The sequence below is a fragment of the Bacillus sp. FSL R9-9492 genome (assembly GCF_038007365.1).
GTDB classification, from domain to species: domain Bacteria; phylum Bacillota; class Bacilli; order Bacillales; family Bacillaceae_G; genus Bacillus_A; species Bacillus_A mycoides.
This window is the reverse complement of sequence record NZ_JBBOXC010000002.1, coordinates 1-19,523: the sequence shown is the minus strand read 5'-3', so window position 1 is coordinate 19,523 and position 19,523 is coordinate 1. Positions and strand designations below refer to the sequence as shown.

The window sequence follows — 19,523 nt, the reverse complement described above, 5'->3', positions numbered from 1 at the left end:
ATGTTAATTTCAAGTGATATGGATAATTTGAAAAATTTGTTATGGTATAACAGTGCAGAAGAGTTAGTTTTAGAAGTTGAAAAATTAAGAGTACATCAAAATTATTTAGGTCAAATTAATAAAGAAGATTCATATTGTGAAGAAATTATTGAACGTATTATACTCATTTTAGAAAAGTTAAAGATCCATTTTGATGAAGGCTTAGTAAAAGCAATTATAAAAGATTTGATTGCATGGAAAGAATCTGGTATTAATAATACACCCAAATTTGATTTTACTTTTGGGAAATACAATAAAATTGAGAATAAAGAATTTGGTATGTTCTTTTTCCCTGTGAAAAAAAATAAAATTATTAATTTTGAAGCATGCTTTTATTATCGGAATGAACCAGAAGCTATCACACATTTAAGAGAAGAGTTACCATTTGATACTTTTATGGGCGTAGAATTAATCTTGGGAACGAAGGGTATTTTAGAAGCTAATGTATTTAGCTTTTTCCCAGAAGCAATTGTAACAAATAGTAGCATAGAACAAGATAAATTTTCTTTGTTCTTTATAAACAAGTACTTACAAGTGTTCCATCAGATTACTAAACCTATTAGTGAAGAGGTCTTAAAAACACCTCTATCAATATTTAAAGCTAATCTTAATGATATTTATACGGCAAGAATGCTACTTTCGTACTTACATGATTACTATCATTACAAAGGAGTATTACCTTTAAATGTATTCTTTAAAGAAAAAAGTTCACTGCTAGGAAGTTCATTTGAAGAAGTTAGAGTAGATATATCAGCATATTTGTATTTATTAAATAAGGACTCTTATATTGATAAACTAGCAAAAGAGATATTTCTTGTGGAAAGACTATTTCGTTATAGCTATGCTGATGATCCTAAAAAAAGTTTTGACTGTCTAACAAATTATATTTTATTTGAGTACCTTTTAAAGGCTAGAGCAATTACATTTAAAGATTTTAAAATTGAGTTGGATATTATGAAAATCAAAGAAAATCTAAGTATGTTATTAGATGATATTACAGACCTTGAGATACGTATCTTAAATTCTCCAAAAGATGCAGTTCCAGATGTAATCAAAGAATGGTTCAGTGTTAACTTCGACTTTTATAGAAATTCAGAAATTGTCACCACAGTATTTGCTAAATGGATTATAGAATTTGGAAGGGGATTGAATATTCCTCGTAATATAAGATATTTTAACAATAAATTAATCGCAAAAAATGAAATAGGGACTAATTTATATGAGTAAAATATATGGTCAATTCCAAGAACTATTGCCTTTTAAAAATGAAAAAGCTGTACTCTTGTTTTCTGGTGGACTAGATAGTTTTTATACAGCTTATGAATTGAAAAAATACGATATGGATATACATGCCGTTTTAATTGATGTTGGACAAAACATTTCTGATGAAATTATGGAATTATCTCAAAAATTAGAATTGAAACTTCATATTATTGATGCTTCAGAAGATTTGTGTAATAGCTATATATCACATGGGATAATGGCCAAAGCTTTATATAACAACCATTTCCCTATTTCTTCTAGCTACACACGTCCGTTACTTGCTAAATTGGCATGTGAGTATGCTAAAGATATTGGAGGATCACTAATTGTTCATAATTCAACACCATATCAGAATTCTGCTATGAGATTTAACCTTTCTATAATGGCCAATTATCCAAATGTTAATATATTTTGTCCGGCTATAGGAGAATATACTACACGTGAAGATAAAGCGAGAATATTGAAGAAAGAATTAGGTATCGATTTCCCTACCAAATCTAAATATTCTATTGACGAGAACTTATGGTGCAGAGTTATAGAGAATGATACTTTAGAGTATACTGAGTTAGAAATTAGAGATAACGTATTTGAGTGGACAAATAAAATAGAAGAAAAAGAAATTCTATACCTAGATATAACGTTCAAAAATGGTATTCCGTTTAAGATTAATAATGATAAGAGGAGTTTAAAGGAGATAGTGATTTTATTAAATGATCTCTTATCGGATTATAAAATTGGAAGATATGCAGGTTTAGAAGATAGTTGTTTTGGTGTTAAGAATCCAGAAATTCGAGAAGCTCCAGCAGCAATGTTAATACATCAATCTCATTTATTATTAGAAGAAATGGTATTAACTAGAGATGAACTAAGAGTAAAGTCCTATATTGATAGAGAATGGACTAATCTAGTAGTAGGTGGAGGATGGTTTAGTCCTCTTAAGTCCTGCTTAGATGAAAGTATAAGAGCTTTTAATAAAAGTTTAAATGGGACTATCAAATGGAAAATTACAAAAGGAAATATTTTTTGTATTGCTAAAACTGCAAGTAACAGCCTTAGTTTTTCGAATTTTGGGAACTTTATAGATGAATTTAAACCATATTCTATTAATAGTTTTTTTCAACAAAAGGCTCGGGAATTAAGGATCGGCATAGGAAAGGAAGGAGAGGAGTTTTATGATTAATTATTCCAGTAATTGGGAAGTATATTTAACCGAGGAGGAGAAGAAACAATTAAAGCATTTAATTAATGAGCTTCCATTACTTGATATAACCAAGATGGATGATAAATTATTAAACGAATTAGATATTATTAAAAGTAAGTTACCTATACGTATTTTAAAGGAATTAGTTACATTTAAAAGGTTTTCTAATTTATTTGGGACTTTAAAATTCTCTAATTTACCAACAGATCCAATTCTTCCGAATACACCAGTAAAGGGTCAGTTAAGTGAAGATAAACAAACGGCCATTAGTGAGTATATCTTATTTTTATTTATGCTTTGTTTAGGGGAACCACTTGCATATGAAGATGAAAAACAGGGGTTATTAGTTCAAAATATTTGCCCGGTAAAAGGACAAGAAAAAAAGCAAGAGAATACAGGATCTGATATCTTAGAGTTCCATACTGAAGATGGGTTTCATCCATATAAACCTGACTTTTTAGCTTTATACTGTGTAAAATCTGATAAAGAAGCTAAGGCAAAGACAATTACTTCCTCAATCCGAAAAGTTTTATTTAACTTATCTAATGATGTAATAGAGATATTAAGAAAACCTTTATATAAAATTAATGCACCATCATCATTTTTAGAAAATGGGGATGAAGACAGTTATCATACTACTATACCTGTGTTAAGTGGACCTTTATTAGATCCGGATATTTGCATGGATTTTTATCTAATGGAACCTCAAACACCTATGGCTAAGTGGGCGCTAGAATATTTGAAAAAGCAATTGTTAGAGAACTGTATACAAGTCGCTCTTAAACCAGGTGAATTATTAGTTGTGGATAATAAAAAAGCTATTCATGCTCGGACAGGTTTTACTCCAAAATACGATGGAAATGATCGGTGGTTACAGCGAATGTTTGCAGTAAGGAACATTAAGACGTCTGAATTATCAAGACATCCAGGGAAATTAGTATGCTCTCCTGTAAATGTTCTTTTTGAGTTTAGTGAAAACGCAAAGGAAGTTTTATGAGATGCTTAATGAAAGGTATAGCTATTTGAGAAGAGGTGTCAATTGTTATTGGAATAGTATGTCTTTGTTATTGGAGCAATTTGGTTTAGAGCCATTAATTTTAAAGCATTTAAATTTTGGATATGTATATAGTAATCCTAGTTTAGATATTACTTTTGAGCTTGAGGCGGAACAGCCTAATACTCTTGGATGGTTGCAAAATTATATTGGCACTAGTAAATCTAAGGTAGCTCCTCATAAATTAAGAGAGTTTCTTCATAATAATACTGAATCATTTTTATTATGCGTAGATGTTAAGGTTCTTTCAACTATGTATCCAACCTTTCCACCAGTTCATGATTATCATTATTTGAACATAGTAGGAGTAGAGAACGAAAATGTTCATGTTAAAGATCAATATTTTGGTTATCATGGTCCGATACCTATTGACTTAATTAATAATTCTATTCAGTCTAAAAAGATTAAACAAGCAGGCGAAGTTATTAAGTTAAATATAGAAACTGCACGAATTAATAATTTTAATGATGAAATGATAAAATGTTTGAAATATGAGTTTTTATTGAAATTATCTCAGTATTTACAGGGGCATTTTCAATTCGACGGTGTTAGTTATTATACAGGGACAACAGCAATTTCTAAACTATATATGGAGATAGATCAAGTATTTTCAAATGCAATGAGTAGACAAGAAAGTATACAGGATAATTGGAATTTTTTAATTCGTAGATTTAATACTTGTTTTCTTTATAGTAGAGAAGGGATGCTATATTACTTAAATAAATATCACCATATAGTTTCTCTTGATATGGAAAAGTTGATTAATTATTTGGGATATTCCCTTAGCATTACACGGAAAATTTCTTTTATTATAATGCAGGCAAATTTAAAGAATAAAGATCCTCAACAAATTATACCTACCCTTCAATTGAAATTGGAAGAGCTAATGTCTGTTGAGAAGGATATTCATAAGGAAATAGATACTGTATATCAAAAATTAAACATAATGGAGAGAAGTATTACAGATTGACTAGTACTTATAATATTAGTAATATATGAAAATACAATAAAGGGTGATATGAATGACTAATAAAGCTGTTGAGCCGAAAATTCTTTATCTTAGTAGAGCAGATGTTCATAAGTTAGAAGAAAATAGTTCTGATATTTATATTAAGGGCGTAGAACGTGCATTAATCCTACACTCTCGTAAGGATTTTAGTCAACCACTGAAACCATACTTAAAAACTAACAAAAAAGATGAACATATTGCTGATAGGATTATCGCTATGCCTGCACATTTAGGTGAGCCGTCTATCTCTGGTATTAAATGGATTGGAAGTAAGCATGATAATCCATCTTTGAGAAACATGGAACGGGCAAGTGCATTAATTGTTTTAAATGATCCTCAAACAAATTTCCCGATTGCTATTTTAGAGGGAAGTTCTATAAGTGCAATGAGAACAGCAGCTGTTTCTGTAGTTGCTACGAGACATTTAGCCAATAAAGACTTTAGAAATCTATCTATTGTTGGTTGTGGCTTGATTGCTAAAATGCATGTAATGTCTATGTTAGAAAATTTCAAAAGTATTAAGAATGTTGTACTATACGATGTGGAGCTAAATAAAGCACAAGAACTAATAAAAGAGTTTCAGTCAAAATATAAAAATATATCATTTCGGGTTGCCGATAAAGTTCAGGATGCTGTTGAAAAAGCAGAAGTATTAGTTACATGTACAGTAGCGAATAAGCCATATATTAAAGCAGAGTGGATTCAAAAAGGAACATTTATTAGTAATGTATCTATTATGGATTTAGAAAGTGAATTATTTATACAAGCGGATAAGGTAATTGTAGATGATTGGGATCAAGCAAATAGAGAAAAAAAAGTAATAAATCAATTGGTTTTAGAAGGTAAATTTTCTAAAGAGATGCTACATGCTGAATTAGGGGATATTATTACTGGATTAAAAGCAGGGAGAGAACATAAGGATGAATTAATTATCCTAAACCCCATGGGAATGGCTATTGAGGATATTTCATGTGCATATGAGATTTATGAGAATGCTCTAAAAAATAACATTGGTAAATACTTGGATTTATATTAATTTGAAAATATTATAATTTTTTAGTCAGTGAGATGCTTTCGAGCATCTTTTTTTATTTCAAATGTTTTTTGAATAAGATAGATTAGTATTATCCTTGGTAATGTAATGAGATATAAGTGTATTTCAAAACTGTATTTGAACCACTCACTACTTAACGTTCTAACGGAATGTTTGAAGCGGGAGATTTCTAAGTATAGAAACTTAACTAGGTTATCACCGTAGTTTCTAAGATTTAGTCCTGTGTTAATATCTCTATCGTGATGTGTGCCACGAGGAGGAAAATGACACTCACGAAGATTTATACTTTTAATATCTTTATTTTGGTAACCACAACTCGAACATAGCTGACTAGCAGTAAATATTTTTGAGACAACTACAACTTGCTTCCTGTACCATTTTGCTTTGTATTCCAACATATTTTGAAATTATGACCAAGATACTTCACTGATTGCTTTGGCAAGTTTCCCGTTTTTTAGCATATTGCTTACTTGTAGATCCTCAATACCAATTACATCGTGGTTTTTGATGATTTCGGTAGAGATTTTATCCAAGTAATCTTTTCTTGCATTAGTAATATGTTCATGGACTCGTGCCACTTTCACACGTTGTTTACTCCAGTTCGAAGAACCTTTCGTTCTTCTGGAAAGGATGCGTTGTGCTTCCGCTAATTTTTTTTCTAATGTACGAAAGAATTTAGGGTTTTTGTATGTAGTGCCATTTGAAAGAATAGCAAAATCCTTTAATCCCATATCAATCCCAACAGAAGATCCTGTTTTCGATAATTCTTTTACTTCTGTCTCAACTAGCAAAGATACAAAGTATTTACCACTTGGATTCCGTCTAATGGTAGCATTTAGAATACGTCCCGTTACCTCACGGCTCTTTGCAAACCTCACAAGTCCGATTTTAGGTAGTTTTATTCGATTACCTATCACAGCGATATTTTCATTTGTTTCTTTCGTTGTGTAAGATTGGATTTTATTTCGTTTGGACTTGAATCGTGGAGGATCATTCTATTTCTTGAAAAAGCGTGAAAAAGCATCTACCAGATTTTTTAATGTAGATTGAAGCGCAATACTATCTACTTCTTTTAACCATATCGTATCATTCTGTTTTTTTAATTGAGTGAGCTCGGCAGAGCAAGAATTATATGTTAATCCTTTCCCTGTTTCTTTGTAAGTATTGTTCCACATAGTAAGGAACCGATTGAACACAAATCGACTACAATCAATCGTTTTCGCAATTAAGATTTCTTGTCTTTTATTCGGGTAAATACGAAATTTATATGCTTTATTTATTAACATTGATTGCGCCTCACTTTCTAGCATTCTTCTTAATAGTATACAAAATAAGTAGGCTTACGCCTACCGACATTCATCTCCCACCTAAAATTGGTGTTTCACACCTTCACATTTTTGAGGAAGGAGTCTTCTGTCGGAAAATGATAAATTTAAGGGTCCAGTTTGTTCAAAATCAGAAGAATTCATCGATCAATTGTTTGGAGACTTATGGCATTAAATTCGAATCCGCTGGTAATCTGCTATCAATCGCTTTCTTCTGTAATTATTTACAGAAGAACCCTTTTCTTTATTCATAAATTATGTCTTTAATTTTCCATAAATAGTTTTATTTTTCATTTTCAAAATCTAATTAATTATTTTTTGATTATCTTTGTTATACTTAAGTCAAGAAGAGGATGTATACTTTAAAAAAAAGAACATAGTAGTAATTTAATATATTGAGGGATAATATAAAAAGAAATAAGTTATCAAGAGTATTGATTATAATATTCTTTAGCAAATTGAAAGATAATAAGTAAATGGCAGTAAATTTAATAAGGTTATTCTGAAGTAGTTATTTAGATTAATATCTGAAGGAGTTGTTTATAGTGTGGCAGGAAAAGGTATTAAAAGAACTCATAATTAAAATGATAGAAGCAGATAGAGAAAATTTAAAACTTATTTCAGCTTTAATGGATTTGGATATACACGTAGAAAATAAAGCTTTTTTTTCTATTTATAAAATCTTGAAAGAAATAATTGATTTAGAGTTTCTATTACAAACTACAGAGAGTTACGAGAAGGAAGAAATAACAGTACAACAGCTAGGAGATATTTTATATGGACATATAGAAAAAAATAAAGCTAATAAAGTATAAATATACGTATTAGAAAAGAGCTGTTGTTGATGGATGAACAACTCTCTGTCAAGTAGGTAGCGAAAATATCTTTATATAATTTTTTATTTACGTGTAGTACGTTCACTGTTAGCAATAATAACATTTGTATTGTTATTATTAGTGAGTAGGGATCTGTTGTGGTGATAGTGAATTTTCTGATTTCCAGTATACGTAATTAGAAAGTAAATATAAGGCGTATTTCTATCGTGTATTTTACTTGTACTTTAACACTATATCTTTTGTTTGTCACAGTTTATACACGTTCTTTGGAAATATAGTAGTTTTACATGTATACCAAAACTTCTCTGATAATGTTCCTTCAGTTTTTTTTGTAAAGCAATCAGTAATAAGAGAAGCATTAGAAAGTAGTCATAAATGTTGAATTTGGAAGTGTCATATTATTTCAAGAAATAATAAGGGACTATAGTCACATTTAGTGAAGATTTATGTGGATTTCATTTATCAATAGTTCACCGAAAAAAAGCACCTACAAAGATGCATTTTCGTTCGGTGATTTTTTTGTGAATTGATATATGAAAATTGCACCTGAAATAACAAAATATTCCTTCAGGGACATCTAGTAATGTTATTCGCAATGTTTTAGAGATTAACACCTCATTGCCTGTAGTAGGTCTATAATCTCTTTGATTATAACTAATAGTAAATTCAACAACATTTAAAGTAACAAATAACCATAAACAAAATAGAATCATTTTTTGCTTTTAAACATAAAGCACCACTGTACATCTAATTTAACGTTGGAGAAAAAGAGGATGTTAGATTGTGAGTATGACCTTAATAATTCGGATTGGCAAAATATAAATGGAGATATAACTCAGAGGAAAATAAGAACCATTTCGAAACAGCATATAAAGAGTGTTCTAGATACTAGGATTGGAAGACGTAATTAAAGTAGAAAAATCCGTTCTTTTTTCATATCAAATAGAAAAAGGAATCACTAAGGATTCCTCTTCTAATTCCGACTTATCTAAATCACATATAAGCAAAGATTTAAACACTCATATATTTATATGTAGATAAATATATGAGTGTTTTAGGAAATACAGTGGAGTAGCTAAATATGGATAGGAGAAGAGGCCCAGATTGTGAAAAAGAACTTGCAAGACTGCGGATTATCCTACTAATAATTTTAATATGTAAGCACGGAAAGATGTAAGTAATTCAATTAGGTTTTACCAAAGGATTTGGCGTGTGAATATGTGGAATGCATTCACAGTTAAGAGGGTTGTCTCATAATATACATATAGATTTCTCTATTAAGATGAACAGATGGTGTGAATATATGGAAGATGTATACGCTAAAATTGACAGTCTAAAAACGGAACAAAAAGAAATCATGAGAGATATTCGTAATTTAGAGATGCGTACAACTATTAATGAGAAAGACATAGCTACAATCAATAAGCAATTAGAAAAAATAAGTACAAACACAACCTGGATTTTGCGAATCATTATTAGTGCGATAGTTATGTCAGTTTTAGGATTGATATTAAAAGGTATTATTTAACCTTGTGAAATAGTGAGATGTAATTGTAAGAGGGGCATTTGTCCCTCTTTTTATTTTGTGAACGAGAAGATCCCCTCCTCTAAGCGCGGAGTGAAGGTGGAGGATGAATCGTTTTTTTCTGATAAAAGGAGCTAAAACAATGTGCTAAACGGAATTGAGATGTGTGTGAAGTCAAATGAATAATTTTGGTTATTCCATACGCAAACGGGTTTCTTTAAAATCGGAACGATTTGGTATTTACTTTTTTTCACCTTTGTAGAAAACACATTTTTCGCATCTTTAATCGCTTGATTCTTAACCGCACTTAGTAGGTTAGCAAGAACATCTTTTGTACTTTTCTTAGTGCTTTTCTTTGCTTCAACCATTTCAGATACAAGTTCATTAATGACTTTGATATATTCGTGGCTACTTTGTTCCAATAAACAGATTTGTTCTTTTGTTGGAAGCAATTTAACTTTAACTGTTATGGTTTGAGACATAAGTTTCACCCCCTTGTTTTTTGATTTTCAACATAATGTTTTATTGTCTCACTTGATACATTTCCAGCAGTAGAAACAAAATAGGAACGTGTCCATAGACTTGGCAGGTGCATGAGATGGGGAAATTCTTCTCTCAAATACTTTGATGTCACTCCTTTAATTTTTGCCATTGTATCGGCGGGACTAAGTGTTGGCAGTGTATTTAAAAACAAGTGAACGTGGTCTTTTTCACATTCCATTGCGATAATAACAATATCCAGTTCATTACATATTTCTTGAACCAACATTTTGAAGCATTCTTCTACTTTTGTATTTAGAAAAATCTTTCTTCTGTATCGTGGACAAAACACAAAATGATAGTTAATGAATGATACGGTTGTTTTAGTTCTTCTATAATCATTTATCATAGTTACATTGTGTTAGTTTGTTCAATTAACTGCAACAAAAAGGATGAAAAATAAAAGATACCAACACTTTGGATACTTAAAGTACCACAAACCTTGTGATTTTTAGTGGTACTCCTTATCCAACCTCACTTTCATCCCATGCCTAAAGGCAATGGGCTTTCTCGTTCGAAAAGGGCTGTAAAGCCAATGTATGTGTGAAGTGAAAAGGCCGACTCTTATGAGATGTTTTTTTTGCTGTTTTATGGATGCCAAATAAGAGCGCAACATTTCAAAGGTCATCTTGTGATATAACTAGGATGAGTTTTAAACAAGGGGCTGAAGAAATGAATACATTAAAGGGAAAAGTCGCGTTAGTAACTGGTGCAAGTAGGGGGATAGTGCGAAATATTGCGATAAATTTGGCACAGGATGGTGCGTTGGTCGTAGTTCACTATGGAAAAAGAAGAAGCAGAAGAAGTGGTGCATAAAATTAAAAAAGATGGTGGTTCCGCATTCATAATTAGTGCGGATTTAAGCACTCTTAACGGTATCAATAAATTGTATCCAATGATGGAGAAATCCCTTCAAAAACATATAGGCGATACTACGGTTGATATTCTTGTAAATAATGCTGGAATCGGGCGGATTTTAACATTAGAAGAATCCACAGAAGAGTCTTTTGATGAGATTATGAATATTAATGTTAAGGCTCCATTTCTTATTATCCAACAGGCTTTACCACGATTAAAAGATGGAGGACGGATCATCAATATTTCATCGTTTGTTACATGTGTCACCTCGACAAGTGTTTTTGCTTACAGTATATCTAAGGGGGCAATTAATAGACGCACTCATACTTTAGCACAACAAAATTGGTTACCGCGGTATTACGGTAAACGCCATTCTTCCTGGCATAATTAATGCAGAAATGAATGCTGGAACATTGGGAAATCAAGATGGACAGAAATATGCTGCAAGTTTTTCGACCTTTAATAGATGGAGCCTAAAGATATAGCTGATATTGTAGCTTTTCTTGCTTCATCAAACAGTCGCTGGATAATTGGGGAATTAATCGATGCAAGTGGCGGATCTTGTTTATAATAGCAATGGAAAAAGCCAGCTTATATTGAGCTGACTTTGAAAATCTATTATTCAAATAGCTTATCCATTAAATTTTGAATTTCACATCTTCTTTTATCTGTTTCATGATTATCAATTGTATACGTATCATTTTCAATTATAAGAACGTCCCCTTCTTTTACATTAGAAGGAAGTTTGGATCTGGGTACATCAATTGTTATGTTATTGATTTCAATAACTGCTAATGCTCCTTCAAAACGGTCAATAATACCTCTTTGCATCGTTATCTCTCCGTTCTTACTGAAATATCTGAACCATCACTATTAATAACTACAGTTCCATTTAAATCAGTTCTATATACCTTAACAGACATTGAAGATAACTTGGCTAACGTTTCTTGTGTAGGATGTCCATATCTGTTACCTGCACCTGCACTGATAACAGCGATATTTGGTTTAACTGCATCTAAAAATGGCTGAGAAGAAGAAGTCTTGCTTCCATGGTGACCTGGTTTTAATACATCAGATTTTAGGTTTGAACCATGTGCTGCAATCATATCTTTTTCGCTTTTTGCTTCAGCATCACCAGTAAATAAGAATGATTTGCTGCCGTGCGTTACTTTTAATACAGAGCTCCATTCGTTTAAGTCATCACCATATTCTTTAACAGGGGCTAAGAATTGTGAATCTAAACCATTGATTGGTAAATTTAAACCAGATTTTGCTTCTTTAATTGTTAATCCTTTGTTGGCTACCGCAGTTAAAAAGTCTTTAAATGTTTGGGTAGTATGGCTTACTTTAGGTGCATACACATTTTTTACGTTCATAGAATTTAGGACTTCATCTAATCCACCTACATGATCAGCATCAGGGTGTGTAGCAATCATATAATCAATGGTTTGGAATCCTAGTCCTTTTAGATAATTTGCCACTACCTTACCTTTGCCATTGTTTCCTCCGTCAATGAGGATTGTTTCTCCACTTGGAGATTTTATAAACGTTGCATCACCTTGTCCTACATCAATATAATGAACTTCTAAATTGCCCTCTGGTTGAGGAAGGGGAGGACGGAAGCTTGGTTCTAATACGCGAGCTAAGAATGCAGCAGACTGCTCACTTGTTACTTTTACGTCTGCACCAAATGTACCATCAGGGAAAGATTTAGCACTTGCAAGATTAGGGATAAATAATGCAGCAATCATTAGAAATGCCGTTAGTAATAAACTGAGCTTTTTCAAAAATATCGCCTCACTTTGTATATTTTTTTAACTTATTTAACTTTAGCATTTCTTACCAATAATTCAAAGCCTAATAGAGTAATATATTTGGTTACACTAGTAACGGAAAATGAGAGGATTAAAGTATGTATTAAAAAAATGAGGTTTAATTTAAAAACGACTCTTCAGATTTGTTTATTTTGTGTTTCGATGGACAAGTTAATGCAATAGGTCTTGTTCATTTTAAAAACATATGAAAAGGCAGATAAGGAATTTTCATGTGTTTTTTTGGGTTTTTAGGGGGAATAAAAAGGATAGTCATTATTTAAGACTTAACGCTTTCTCTACGAGCTGACGAATTGCTTCATTTCAATTACTTATCTTGTTATCGTGCCAAAAATCCTCTATTTATTTTACTTGTTCTTTTGTAAATGCAAATAAATTTTCATGTATGGGAAAAGCTTGTTACAATAGTAAAGAATAACTTGGGTACAATTGATAATGAAATGGGGAAAGATATTAGATGAAAGCAACCGGAGTAACTAGAAAAATAGATGAATTAGGGCGTGTGGTAATTCCAAAGGAACTTAGAAATACGCTAGGTATTAAAGAAAAATCACCATTAGAGATCTTTGTAGAAGGTGAAGATATTGTTTTACAGAAGTATCAGCCGGGTCGTGTTTGTGCATTAACAGGAGAGGTGTCAAATCGTAACATAGCATTAGCAAATGGTAAGATAACATTAAGTCCAGAAGGTGCGGAACTATTAATAAAAGAAGTAAAACAGTACCTTGTGAAATAAGTGGCTCCTTAAAAGGGGCTTTTTTAAAGATCAATAAAATAATTTCACGTACCGTAATTATTATAAAAAATAACAACACAACGAACTAGTCTACATTTAACTTTTGCGACATAAATATCTTTGATGTTACGATATTTATATATTCGTTCTGAAAATAAAAGGGCTGAATGAAGATGAAAAATCATGTAGGGGTAGCGTCACATCTCTATCAGGGGCACGGCAACGATTACTTCTTTTTGGGGCCACTTAATAAAATAGCCACAATCTATTTATAAATAGACTGTGGCTATTTTTGTTTAATTTGCAGCTTTTAATCCATTAGGTGAAATGGCCATATCAAATTGGATATCGGGTGGTTGACGATTATCGTCCAATCCATATTTCCCGAATCGATTTATATGAAAGGTAAGGTATGGACTCAAATCAGATAGTACTTCTTCGTCTAATTCATTTCCTTCTTGGATGTATTCATGCAGGATACGAGTAAGTTGAAAGACGTTATAAAAAATGACACAATTTGCAATTAGATGATTGTATTTTATAATTTTCCGTTGTCTTTCTCGATGATTTTCTGCAATAATTCCATCTCCTCCGAAGAATAACCATTTTGTAAATCCATTAAAAGATTCGCTTTTATTTGTAGCCGCTTGAATTGTACTTCTTAATTCCTCGTCCGATAAATATTTCAATAAAAATAATGTACGGATTGCACAACCTAATTCACGGAATGCTTGATATAATTTGTTTTTCTTGCTATATGCACTGAGTTTATTAAGAATAGTAGAAGGATGAATACGTCCCATTTTAATTGACATCACGACACGTAACATATCCTCATAATGATCTTCAATTATGTTCCAATTTACCGAAGTTGTAAATAGTTCATTAATATGCTGATAATTAGAGTTGTTATGTGGCCTTAATAATTTTAAATTTTTCCAATTTCGAATCCGGGGCATAAGTTGGATTCCTAATAAATAGGATAATCCAAATATCGGTGCATTTTGTCCTTGCGTATCAGAATGCAGTGTATTAGGTTGAATATCAGATTGATTTTTCATTAGAATATCCAAAATATAAACACCTTCCCAGACACCACAAGGTATAAAGTGACTGAATAAGGCGATATAATTATCTGAAACATGGTAATATCCAATTCCACCATACCCACCGTAACGAATATGATTTTCAGATAATAAATTTTGTTCATAGAGATCCCACTTTGTTCCATCAGCTGACGCACTATTTCCAGTTCCCCAATATTTCGGTAGATTAAATTTATTATAAGCATTAATTAACCATTCAATGGCTTTCTGGATATTGTCTTCAGTAACGTGTCGTTCATTAACCCAAGAAATCTGTCTTCGATCCACTGTACCAAGGGAACGGGCTGCTTGAGTAGGACCTAAATTACAACCATAACAAAAAGCGGTTGTTAGATAACGTTGAGAGGGTTTAGCGATCTTGGCATCATAACCAGAAATAGGACCGAAAAATCTTGTCCAATTTAACCAATACTCTGTGTCACTCAATAAATCTAAAACATTAATAGGTACCATTTTCTCTTCAATTCGTTTTCTAACAGCCTTTAATAACGGAGATATTTTTTTCTTTTTTAATTTTGTTATAAAAGGTTCTCCATTTCGAATGGTAACAGCTTTATTCTTTGGAAAAGAAATATCTACTTTTTTCGCAAGTGCTTCAAGCTTATCATACACCTGTTTTTTAAATTCCCCAGCTGTTGTTGGAAGGCCTGCTTGTTCACAAAACGTATGTAGATTTTGGCGACATTCATCCCAAGATATTAATTGCTCTCGATAATCAGCGTATTGTTCGCTACCTTCAATACATAAATCTCCGGATTTTAATTCATTTCTAACTTGATAAAATACACAAGATTCAAAGTGTCGTCTATTAATTTTGTTTGGATATACATTTTTTCTACGGTTAGAGCTAATCCAACGCCACCAGCCTTCAGGAATCCAGGTTAAATCAACAAGAGGAACTGATTCCCAATCATTTTTATTCATTCCATTCTTACGCGTGTAGATAGTTGAAATCCATTCAGATTTTTTATGTTTATTTTTTAATAGGAAAGAAATAGCTTGTTCTAGCCCTTTATTTTGTGTAGTTGATTTAAACTTTAATGACTCCAGCATCTTAATTAATTCAGAACGATTACTTTTTAAATATTTCCACATAAAAGAATAATAGTTATTTCCAGTATAGGATAAGTGTTCTTCACAGTTCTCTAGAATTTGTTGCCCACGATTTCCACCAATTAGTGTTTCTAATAACTGTAATCGTGTTTCAGAAGAACCTTCTAGTTGATAAGTAGTGATGGTATCGCGTAATGTCGTAATGAGTTCGTCTGTTTGTTTTTCTCGTTTTTCTTTCAAAACATAAAGAGCTCTTTCCGCTTTATTTTCAGCTTTGGCAATTCGTTTGATATACATTGTTCCAATATCATCAATCGTTTTGGCGTATTGAACATGTAATAAAGCTATAGCTAGTGTATATCGTTTATGTTGTTCAAGTTCTTTCATACGGGCCGCATCTAATGTTTTTGCCTCTGCAGCTAATCTTTCTATTTTAGCAGGTGGGATAAGTAGATTTTGAAAAAATTTACTTCCCAGCTGTCGGTCACTAATCCAATTTTTTCGTGCAATCCATGTTTTGATTTGTTCTAGTGTAGGACGACCTGGGTCTCGTTTTATCGCATACCAATCAGAATAAGTAGCCCCATCAATCTGTTGAAATAGTTTATCTGTTTTTTCTTTTTCTTCATTGCTTAATGAATCTGCAACTCGTTTATATAAAGTACGATAAGCCATACTATGGATATGGTCTACAGATTTTACTAACGTCTGAAATGCAGGTAATTCATAACTATGTTTGACTAATTCGTCAATCGCAATATTCACAATATCACTTTTCGCATCTTTCTCTAACACTGCTTTTTCCATTGCTGTTAACATAATTTGACGGGCTTGATTATCAAATAATTTTGCTTTTCGATAGTTCCGAATCATGGTGATTTGACGTTTTCCGGTTCCCGTCCGATGATAAAAATCCCATTTTTCATTACCAGAAAGAGTAATATTAGATGTTCTAGCAATATGCTTGATAATGACAAGGGGAACATCTGTAATCGGAACAAAATAGTTTAAACACTGAAAAGTTTTTAGCAAAATTAAAAAGTTCAACTGAGAAGATGGATTACGAGAATGTGTTTTTGTCCAATTTAATTCTTTTAATGAAGGAGAAAATAGCTTATCTAGTTCTTTGGGTGTAGGATTACTTTTTAACCTTGGATAAGCTGTTTCTTGAATAGTAAGCATGTCATAACTCCTTTCTAGTTATAGGAACTCCCAATTTCAAATTTACATTTGTCTAAAAATATGATGTATAATCTCTACGAGATTTTTATCTTTCTTCACTAAGCTTCTGTAGTATATTCCATTGTTCTTCTGCAGATGGAGTAACATATCGACGTGTTGTTTCAATAGATTCATGTCTGGCCATTTGTGCAACTAACACAAGATCACCACCACTAACTTCTAAAAGACTTTTACAATATGTATGTCTAAGACTGTGTGTTGTCATTCCGCCTTTTGGTGAAACTTGCTCTAAAAGTGGTTTCACTTGTTTATGAATAGCTTGTCTGGTCATTTTTTTCTTATGAGTGGAAAGAAAAAGTGTAGTGTTATCGACAGATTGTCCGCGAACTTCAATCCACTCATCGAGGGCGCGACAAATATCTTTTACTGCTTTTACTACATCAAGCTTACCACCTTTCCCTTCACGAATTGTAATAGTTCCTACACTACCAATTTTTCTATAATCCTCTATCTCTAAATTTACTACCTCACTAATCCGAAGGCCCGCTTGTAACATTAAACGAACCATGGCCATATTTCTTTTTCGTTTCCATTCATTTTCTTCTCGTCGAATCAAGTTAAGTAATTTCACTTGTTCCATGTCATTCAACCAACGTGGAGTGTCTTCTAACCTAGAAATACGTTTTATCTTTATTTTTTTGGTGGGATCATATATTGCAATCCTTTGTTCAATAAGATACGACCAGTATACTTTTAATGAGGCAATTCTTTTATTAATTGTAGACTTTGCCACTTTTTCAATGGTCTGCATATGATGAATCCATTCATGAATAACTTTTGCACTTATTTCATCAGGATTCCAATTTCGTTCATGTGAAATTTGTAACCATTCCATAAATTGACGGACTGAACGAACATACACTTGAATTGTTTGCTCTCGTTTCCCTTCATTTTTTAACCAGGTTTTAAAATCCATTGTTATCCTTCTTTCTTCAATTGTGTTCCGTAAACTTAATTTATCATCGATTTTAAATGTGTTCCGTAAACAATATCTATTATATTAAGTTTAATAAGTTAACGGAAGACATCTTCTGTTAACAAAAAAATATATCAAGGAATATTTATGTTAAAAGATAAAGCATAAGAAGAAGTTAAAAATAGATACTATTAAAATCGTTCTGTTTTTGTGAGTGGTAATTTTAAAGGTAAATCCATATACCTTGCATTACAAGTTATTGTGTGTTATTTTTATATTCATAACACTTGCATTGCAAGTTATTATTGTGATCATTTACCTTGTATTACAAGTTACTAGAAAATATGTATGAAAAGGGGGATGAAATGGCAGACTCAACGCAAATGTTAAAAGGTATTTTAGATGGATGTATTTTAGCCATTATTCAAGAAGGGGAAATATACGGTTACGAATTAACGGAGAAATTGCATAGCTATGGTTTTCATTCGTTTAGTGAAGGAACGATATATCCATTATTATTACGTATGCAAAAAGAAGGATTAGTTACGAGTGTATTAAGGGAATCTACGGCTGGTCCAAAACGAAAATACTACCTGTTATCAGAATTAGGTGAAAAAGAATTGGATAGTTTTAAAGAGCGTTGGATCGATTTAAAACTATCTGTTGAAAATGTGATTAATAAAGGGGGAAAATAGCATGTTATCAACGAAGTCTGAACAATTTTTAGTCGAACTTAGAATGTATTTATTGCAACGAGGAAAAAAAGATGAAGATATAAATGGAATCGTGGAAGAATTAGAAGTCCATTTAATAGAAGCTGAAAACAAGGGGAAAAGTGTAGAGACTATTATTGGCAAAAGCCGAAAACAACATATGAAGAATATTGGAAAAGAACTACCTGTAGATAAAGAAGGATTGTTCGTATTAATTCCTGCAGCAATTCTAGTTATTCTCGCTTATATGTGCTTTGCTCCAGCTATTAGAGGACATTTCAAAATTTCACAAAACATATTGTTATTTGGATCATTACCCCTATTTCTGACCCTTTCTGTATTTGCAATTACACTATTCAAAGGAATTCCTAGAGTATATCCATCTACAAAAAGTTCACTATTTCTTGTAATGTTAGCTAATTTTATTGCTATCGGAGTCTGGGTAGGATTCTATTTTTGGATGAATAAACAAATTGATACTGATTATTTTGTGGCAACTACACTACAAAATTATAGTATTGCGGCTGTTTGTATTCTGATTTTTATTATGTTTGCGTTGTATACAAAATCGTGGATTACGATTTTTGTAGCATTTTCAATGTGTATAGGCCCAATCTTAGAAAGGGTAATCCCAAGTGAAATAAATAAAGACCCACTGTATATTACAGTAACGATTATCGGTTGTGTTGTCATAGGTATTTGTTTAGGGATATATTTCTACAAAAAAAAGAAAAAATCATGAAGCAAGCCATTAAACAGGATGAAGCTTGGGCGATGTACAAAATCCTAATTTGGATTGTATTCATTTAAGCGTCTATTATATATCTCTATTTTTCGATAAGTATTAGCATAAAGGAATACATTTTGGTTAATCTTCTTTCAAAATGTATTCCTTTTATTTGTTGTAAAATGCGTGTTTAAGTGATATTTCGATTAAATTACAATCATGAGTGGCCCCAAAAAGAAGGAATCGTTGCCGTGCCCCTATTTGACTTGATACGAGAGATATAGTAGGCCTCTTTATCTTGTATATATTGAAGGTCTTTTAAATGAAAATAACCTAAATCTCGGATACATAAATCATTCGCTGTCACAGTTGGAGCACACAGAGAGCCGTAAGTGCGATCATGTTGTTTACCTGGACCTGTATGAATATGAAGGAACTGTCCACTTAACAAATCATACTCAAGTTGAATTTTTATCCCAGCTGTATGGCTGCAG

15 protein-coding genes and 5 pseudogenes are annotated in these 19,523 nt (G+C 31.9%); 11 read left to right on the top strand and 9 right to left on the bottom strand.

Going from position 1 to position 19,523, the window contains the following annotated elements; all coding sequences use genetic code 11:
• Genes MKY70_RS28505 through sbnB form a run of 5 tightly spaced genes read left to right on the top strand, consistent with a single transcriptional unit; the run spans position 1 to position 5,602 of the window.
• Positions 1-1,266, top strand: coding sequence for a DUF6421 family protein (locus tag MKY70_RS28505; protein WP_240381052.1), 1,266 nt, complete (start codon positions 1-3; stop codon positions 1,264-1,266).
• Positions 1,259-2,482, top strand: a complete 1,224-nt coding sequence (locus MKY70_RS28500; RefSeq protein ID WP_241139312.1) for an argininosuccinate synthase domain-containing protein — start codon at positions 1,259-1,261, stop codon at positions 2,480-2,482. Before MKY70_RS28505 ends, MKY70_RS28500 begins: the two co-directional genes overlap by 8 nt.
• Positions 2,475-3,500 (top strand): TauD/TfdA family dioxygenase, encoded by a 1,026-nt coding sequence (locus MKY70_RS28495; RefSeq protein WP_240381054.1) that lies wholly within the window; start codon positions 2,475-2,477, stop codon positions 3,498-3,500. Before MKY70_RS28500 ends, MKY70_RS28495 begins: the two co-directional genes overlap by 8 nt.
• 1 nt (position 3,501) lies before the next feature.
• Positions 3,502-4,527, top strand: a complete 1,026-nt coding sequence (locus MKY70_RS28490) for a hypothetical protein (protein ID WP_088031170.1) — start codon at positions 3,502-3,504, stop codon at positions 4,525-4,527.
• Between the two features lie 52 nt (positions 4,528-4,579).
• Positions 4,580-5,602 (top strand): 2,3-diaminopropionate biosynthesis protein SbnB, encoded by a 1,023-nt coding sequence (gene sbnB / locus MKY70_RS28485; protein ID WP_201033382.1) that lies wholly within the window; start codon positions 4,580-4,582, stop codon positions 5,600-5,602.
• A 221-nt stretch (positions 5,603-5,823) separates the two neighbouring features.
• On the opposite strand, the pseudogene tnpB reads toward sbnB, so the two are convergent.
• Positions 5,824-6,906: pseudogene (gene tnpB, locus MKY70_RS28480) on the bottom strand (IS200/IS605 family element RNA-guided endonuclease TnpB); the annotation flags it as partial.
• 584 nt (positions 6,907-7,490) lie between these two features.
• Here tnpB and MKY70_RS28475 point away from each other — a divergent pair.
• Complete coding sequence (locus MKY70_RS28475) at positions 7,491-7,760, top strand: hypothetical protein (RefSeq protein WP_088031166.1); 270 nt, start codon at positions 7,491-7,493, stop codon at positions 7,758-7,760.
• 491 nt (positions 7,761-8,251) lie between these two features.
• Here MKY70_RS28475 and MKY70_RS28470 read toward each other — a convergent pair whose 3' ends face one another.
• Positions 8,252-8,494: a DUF3937 family protein gene (locus tag MKY70_RS28470; RefSeq protein ID WP_240381055.1), complete on the bottom strand. Its 243-nt coding sequence runs from the start codon at positions 8,492-8,494 to the stop codon at positions 8,252-8,254.
• Positions 8,495-9,084: 590 nt separating this feature from the next.
• Between MKY70_RS28470 and MKY70_RS28465 the strand changes: the two genes are divergently transcribed.
• Positions 9,085-9,309: a hemolysin XhlA family protein gene (locus tag MKY70_RS28465; protein ID WP_193648235.1), complete on the top strand. Its 225-nt coding sequence runs from the start codon at positions 9,085-9,087 to the stop codon at positions 9,307-9,309.
• A gap of 149 nt (positions 9,310-9,458) precedes the next feature.
• On the opposite strand, the pseudogene MKY70_RS28460 reads toward MKY70_RS28465, so the two are convergent.
• Positions 9,459-9,788, bottom strand: a pseudogene (locus tag MKY70_RS28460) (RNA-guided endonuclease TnpB family protein); the annotation flags it as partial.
• Between the two features lie 5 nt (positions 9,789-9,793).
• The gene (gene tnpA / locus MKY70_RS28455) at positions 9,794-10,195 is read right to left on the bottom strand and encodes an IS200/IS605 family transposase (protein WP_241139311.1); all 402 of its coding nucleotides are present in this window, start codon (positions 10,193-10,195) and stop codon (positions 9,794-9,796) included.
• 323 nt (positions 10,196-10,518) lie between these two features.
• Between tnpA and MKY70_RS28450 the strand changes: the two are divergent.
• Positions 10,519-11,275, top strand: a pseudogene (locus tag MKY70_RS28450) (SDR family oxidoreductase).
• A gap of 47 nt (positions 11,276-11,322) precedes the next feature.
• Here MKY70_RS28450 and MKY70_RS28445 read toward each other — a convergent pair.
• Both MKY70_RS28445 and MKY70_RS28440 read right to left on the bottom strand, forming a co-directional pair.
• On the bottom strand, positions 11,323-11,535 hold the full coding sequence (locus MKY70_RS28445) for a DUF3006 domain-containing protein (RefSeq protein ID WP_088031164.1): 213 nt from the start codon (positions 11,533-11,535) through the stop codon (positions 11,323-11,325).
• 2 nt (positions 11,536-11,537) lie between these two features.
• Positions 11,538-12,410, bottom strand: a pseudogene (locus MKY70_RS28440) (ComEC/Rec2 family competence protein); the annotation flags it as partial.
• 583 nt (positions 12,411-12,993) lie between these two features.
• Between MKY70_RS28440 and MKY70_RS28435 the strand changes: the two are divergent.
• Positions 12,994-13,272, top strand: a complete 279-nt coding sequence (locus MKY70_RS28435; protein WP_088031163.1) for an AbrB/MazE/SpoVT family DNA-binding domain-containing protein — start codon at positions 12,994-12,996, stop codon at positions 13,270-13,272.
• Positions 13,273-13,568: 296 nt separating this feature from the next.
• Here the strand turns inward: MKY70_RS28435 and MKY70_RS28430 are convergent, their stop codons facing one another.
• Complete coding sequence (locus tag MKY70_RS28430) at positions 13,569-16,613, bottom strand: Tn3 family transposase (RefSeq protein ID WP_341026496.1); 3,045 nt, start codon at positions 16,611-16,613, stop codon at positions 13,569-13,571.
• Positions 16,614-16,698: 85 nt separating this feature from the next.
• Complete coding sequence (locus tag MKY70_RS28425) at positions 16,699-17,589, bottom strand: tyrosine-type recombinase/integrase (protein WP_341026495.1); 891 nt, start codon at positions 17,587-17,589, stop codon at positions 16,699-16,701.
• A 365-nt stretch (positions 17,590-17,954) separates the two neighbouring features.
• Between MKY70_RS28425 and MKY70_RS28420 the strand changes: the two genes are divergently transcribed.
• On the top strand, positions 17,955-18,284 hold the full coding sequence (locus MKY70_RS28420) for a PadR family transcriptional regulator (RefSeq protein WP_098009161.1): 330 nt from the start codon (positions 17,955-17,957) through the stop codon (positions 18,282-18,284).
• Position 18,285: 1 nt separating this feature from the next.
• Positions 18,286-19,044 carry an NADH dehydrogenase subunit gene (locus MKY70_RS28415; protein ID WP_341026494.1) on the top strand — a complete coding sequence of 253 codons (759 nt, stop codon included), beginning with the start codon at positions 18,286-18,288 and terminating at the stop codon, positions 19,042-19,044.
• Positions 19,045-19,288: 244 nt separating this feature from the next.
• On the opposite strand, the pseudogene MKY70_RS28410 reads toward MKY70_RS28415, so the two are convergent.
• A pseudogene (locus MKY70_RS28410) lies at positions 19,289-19,523 on the bottom strand (transposase); the annotation flags it as partial.

Excerpts from the sequence above, each read along its gene's own strand:
- MKY70_RS28505 (WP_240381052.1), top strand. The coding sequence starts at position 1 with ATGTTAATTTCAAGTGATATGGATAATTTGAAAAATTTGTTATGGTAT.
- MKY70_RS28500 (WP_241139312.1), top strand. The coding sequence starts at position 1,259 with ATGAGTAAAATATATGGTCAATTCCAAGAACTATTGCCTTTTAAAAAT.
- MKY70_RS28495 (WP_240381054.1), top strand. The coding sequence starts at position 2,475 with ATGATTAATTATTCCAGTAATTGGGAAGTATATTTAACCGAGGAGGAG.
- MKY70_RS28490 (WP_088031170.1), top strand. The coding sequence starts at position 3,502 with ATGCTTAATGAAAGGTATAGCTATTTGAGAAGAGGTGTCAATTGTTAT.
- sbnB (WP_201033382.1), top strand. The coding sequence starts at position 4,580 with ATGACTAATAAAGCTGTTGAGCCGAAAATTCTTTATCTTAGTAGAGCA.
- MKY70_RS28470 (WP_240381055.1), bottom strand. The coding sequence starts at position 8,494 with ATGATTCTATTTTGTTTATGGTTATTTGTTACTTTAAATGTTGTTGAA.
- MKY70_RS28465 (WP_193648235.1), top strand. The coding sequence starts at position 9,085 with ATGGAAGATGTATACGCTAAAATTGACAGTCTAAAAACGGAACAAAAA.
- tnpA (WP_241139311.1), bottom strand. The coding sequence starts at position 10,195 with ATGATAAATGATTATAGAAGAACTAAAACAACCGTATCATTCATTAAC.
- MKY70_RS28445 (WP_088031164.1), bottom strand. The coding sequence starts at position 11,535 with ATGCAAAGAGGTATTATTGACCGTTTTGAAGGAGCATTAGCAGTTATT.
- MKY70_RS28435 (WP_088031163.1), top strand. The coding sequence starts at position 12,994 with ATGAAAGCAACCGGAGTAACTAGAAAAATAGATGAATTAGGGCGTGTG.
- MKY70_RS28430 (WP_341026496.1), bottom strand. The coding sequence starts at position 16,613 with ATGCTTACTATTCAAGAAACAGCTTATCCAAGGTTAAAAAGTAATCCT.
- MKY70_RS28425 (WP_341026495.1), bottom strand. The coding sequence starts at position 17,589 with ATGGATTTTAAAACCTGGTTAAAAAATGAAGGGAAACGAGAGCAAACA.
- MKY70_RS28420 (WP_098009161.1), top strand. The coding sequence starts at position 17,955 with ATGGCAGACTCAACGCAAATGTTAAAAGGTATTTTAGATGGATGTATT.
- MKY70_RS28415 (WP_341026494.1), top strand. The coding sequence starts at position 18,286 with ATGTTATCAACGAAGTCTGAACAATTTTTAGTCGAACTTAGAATGTAT.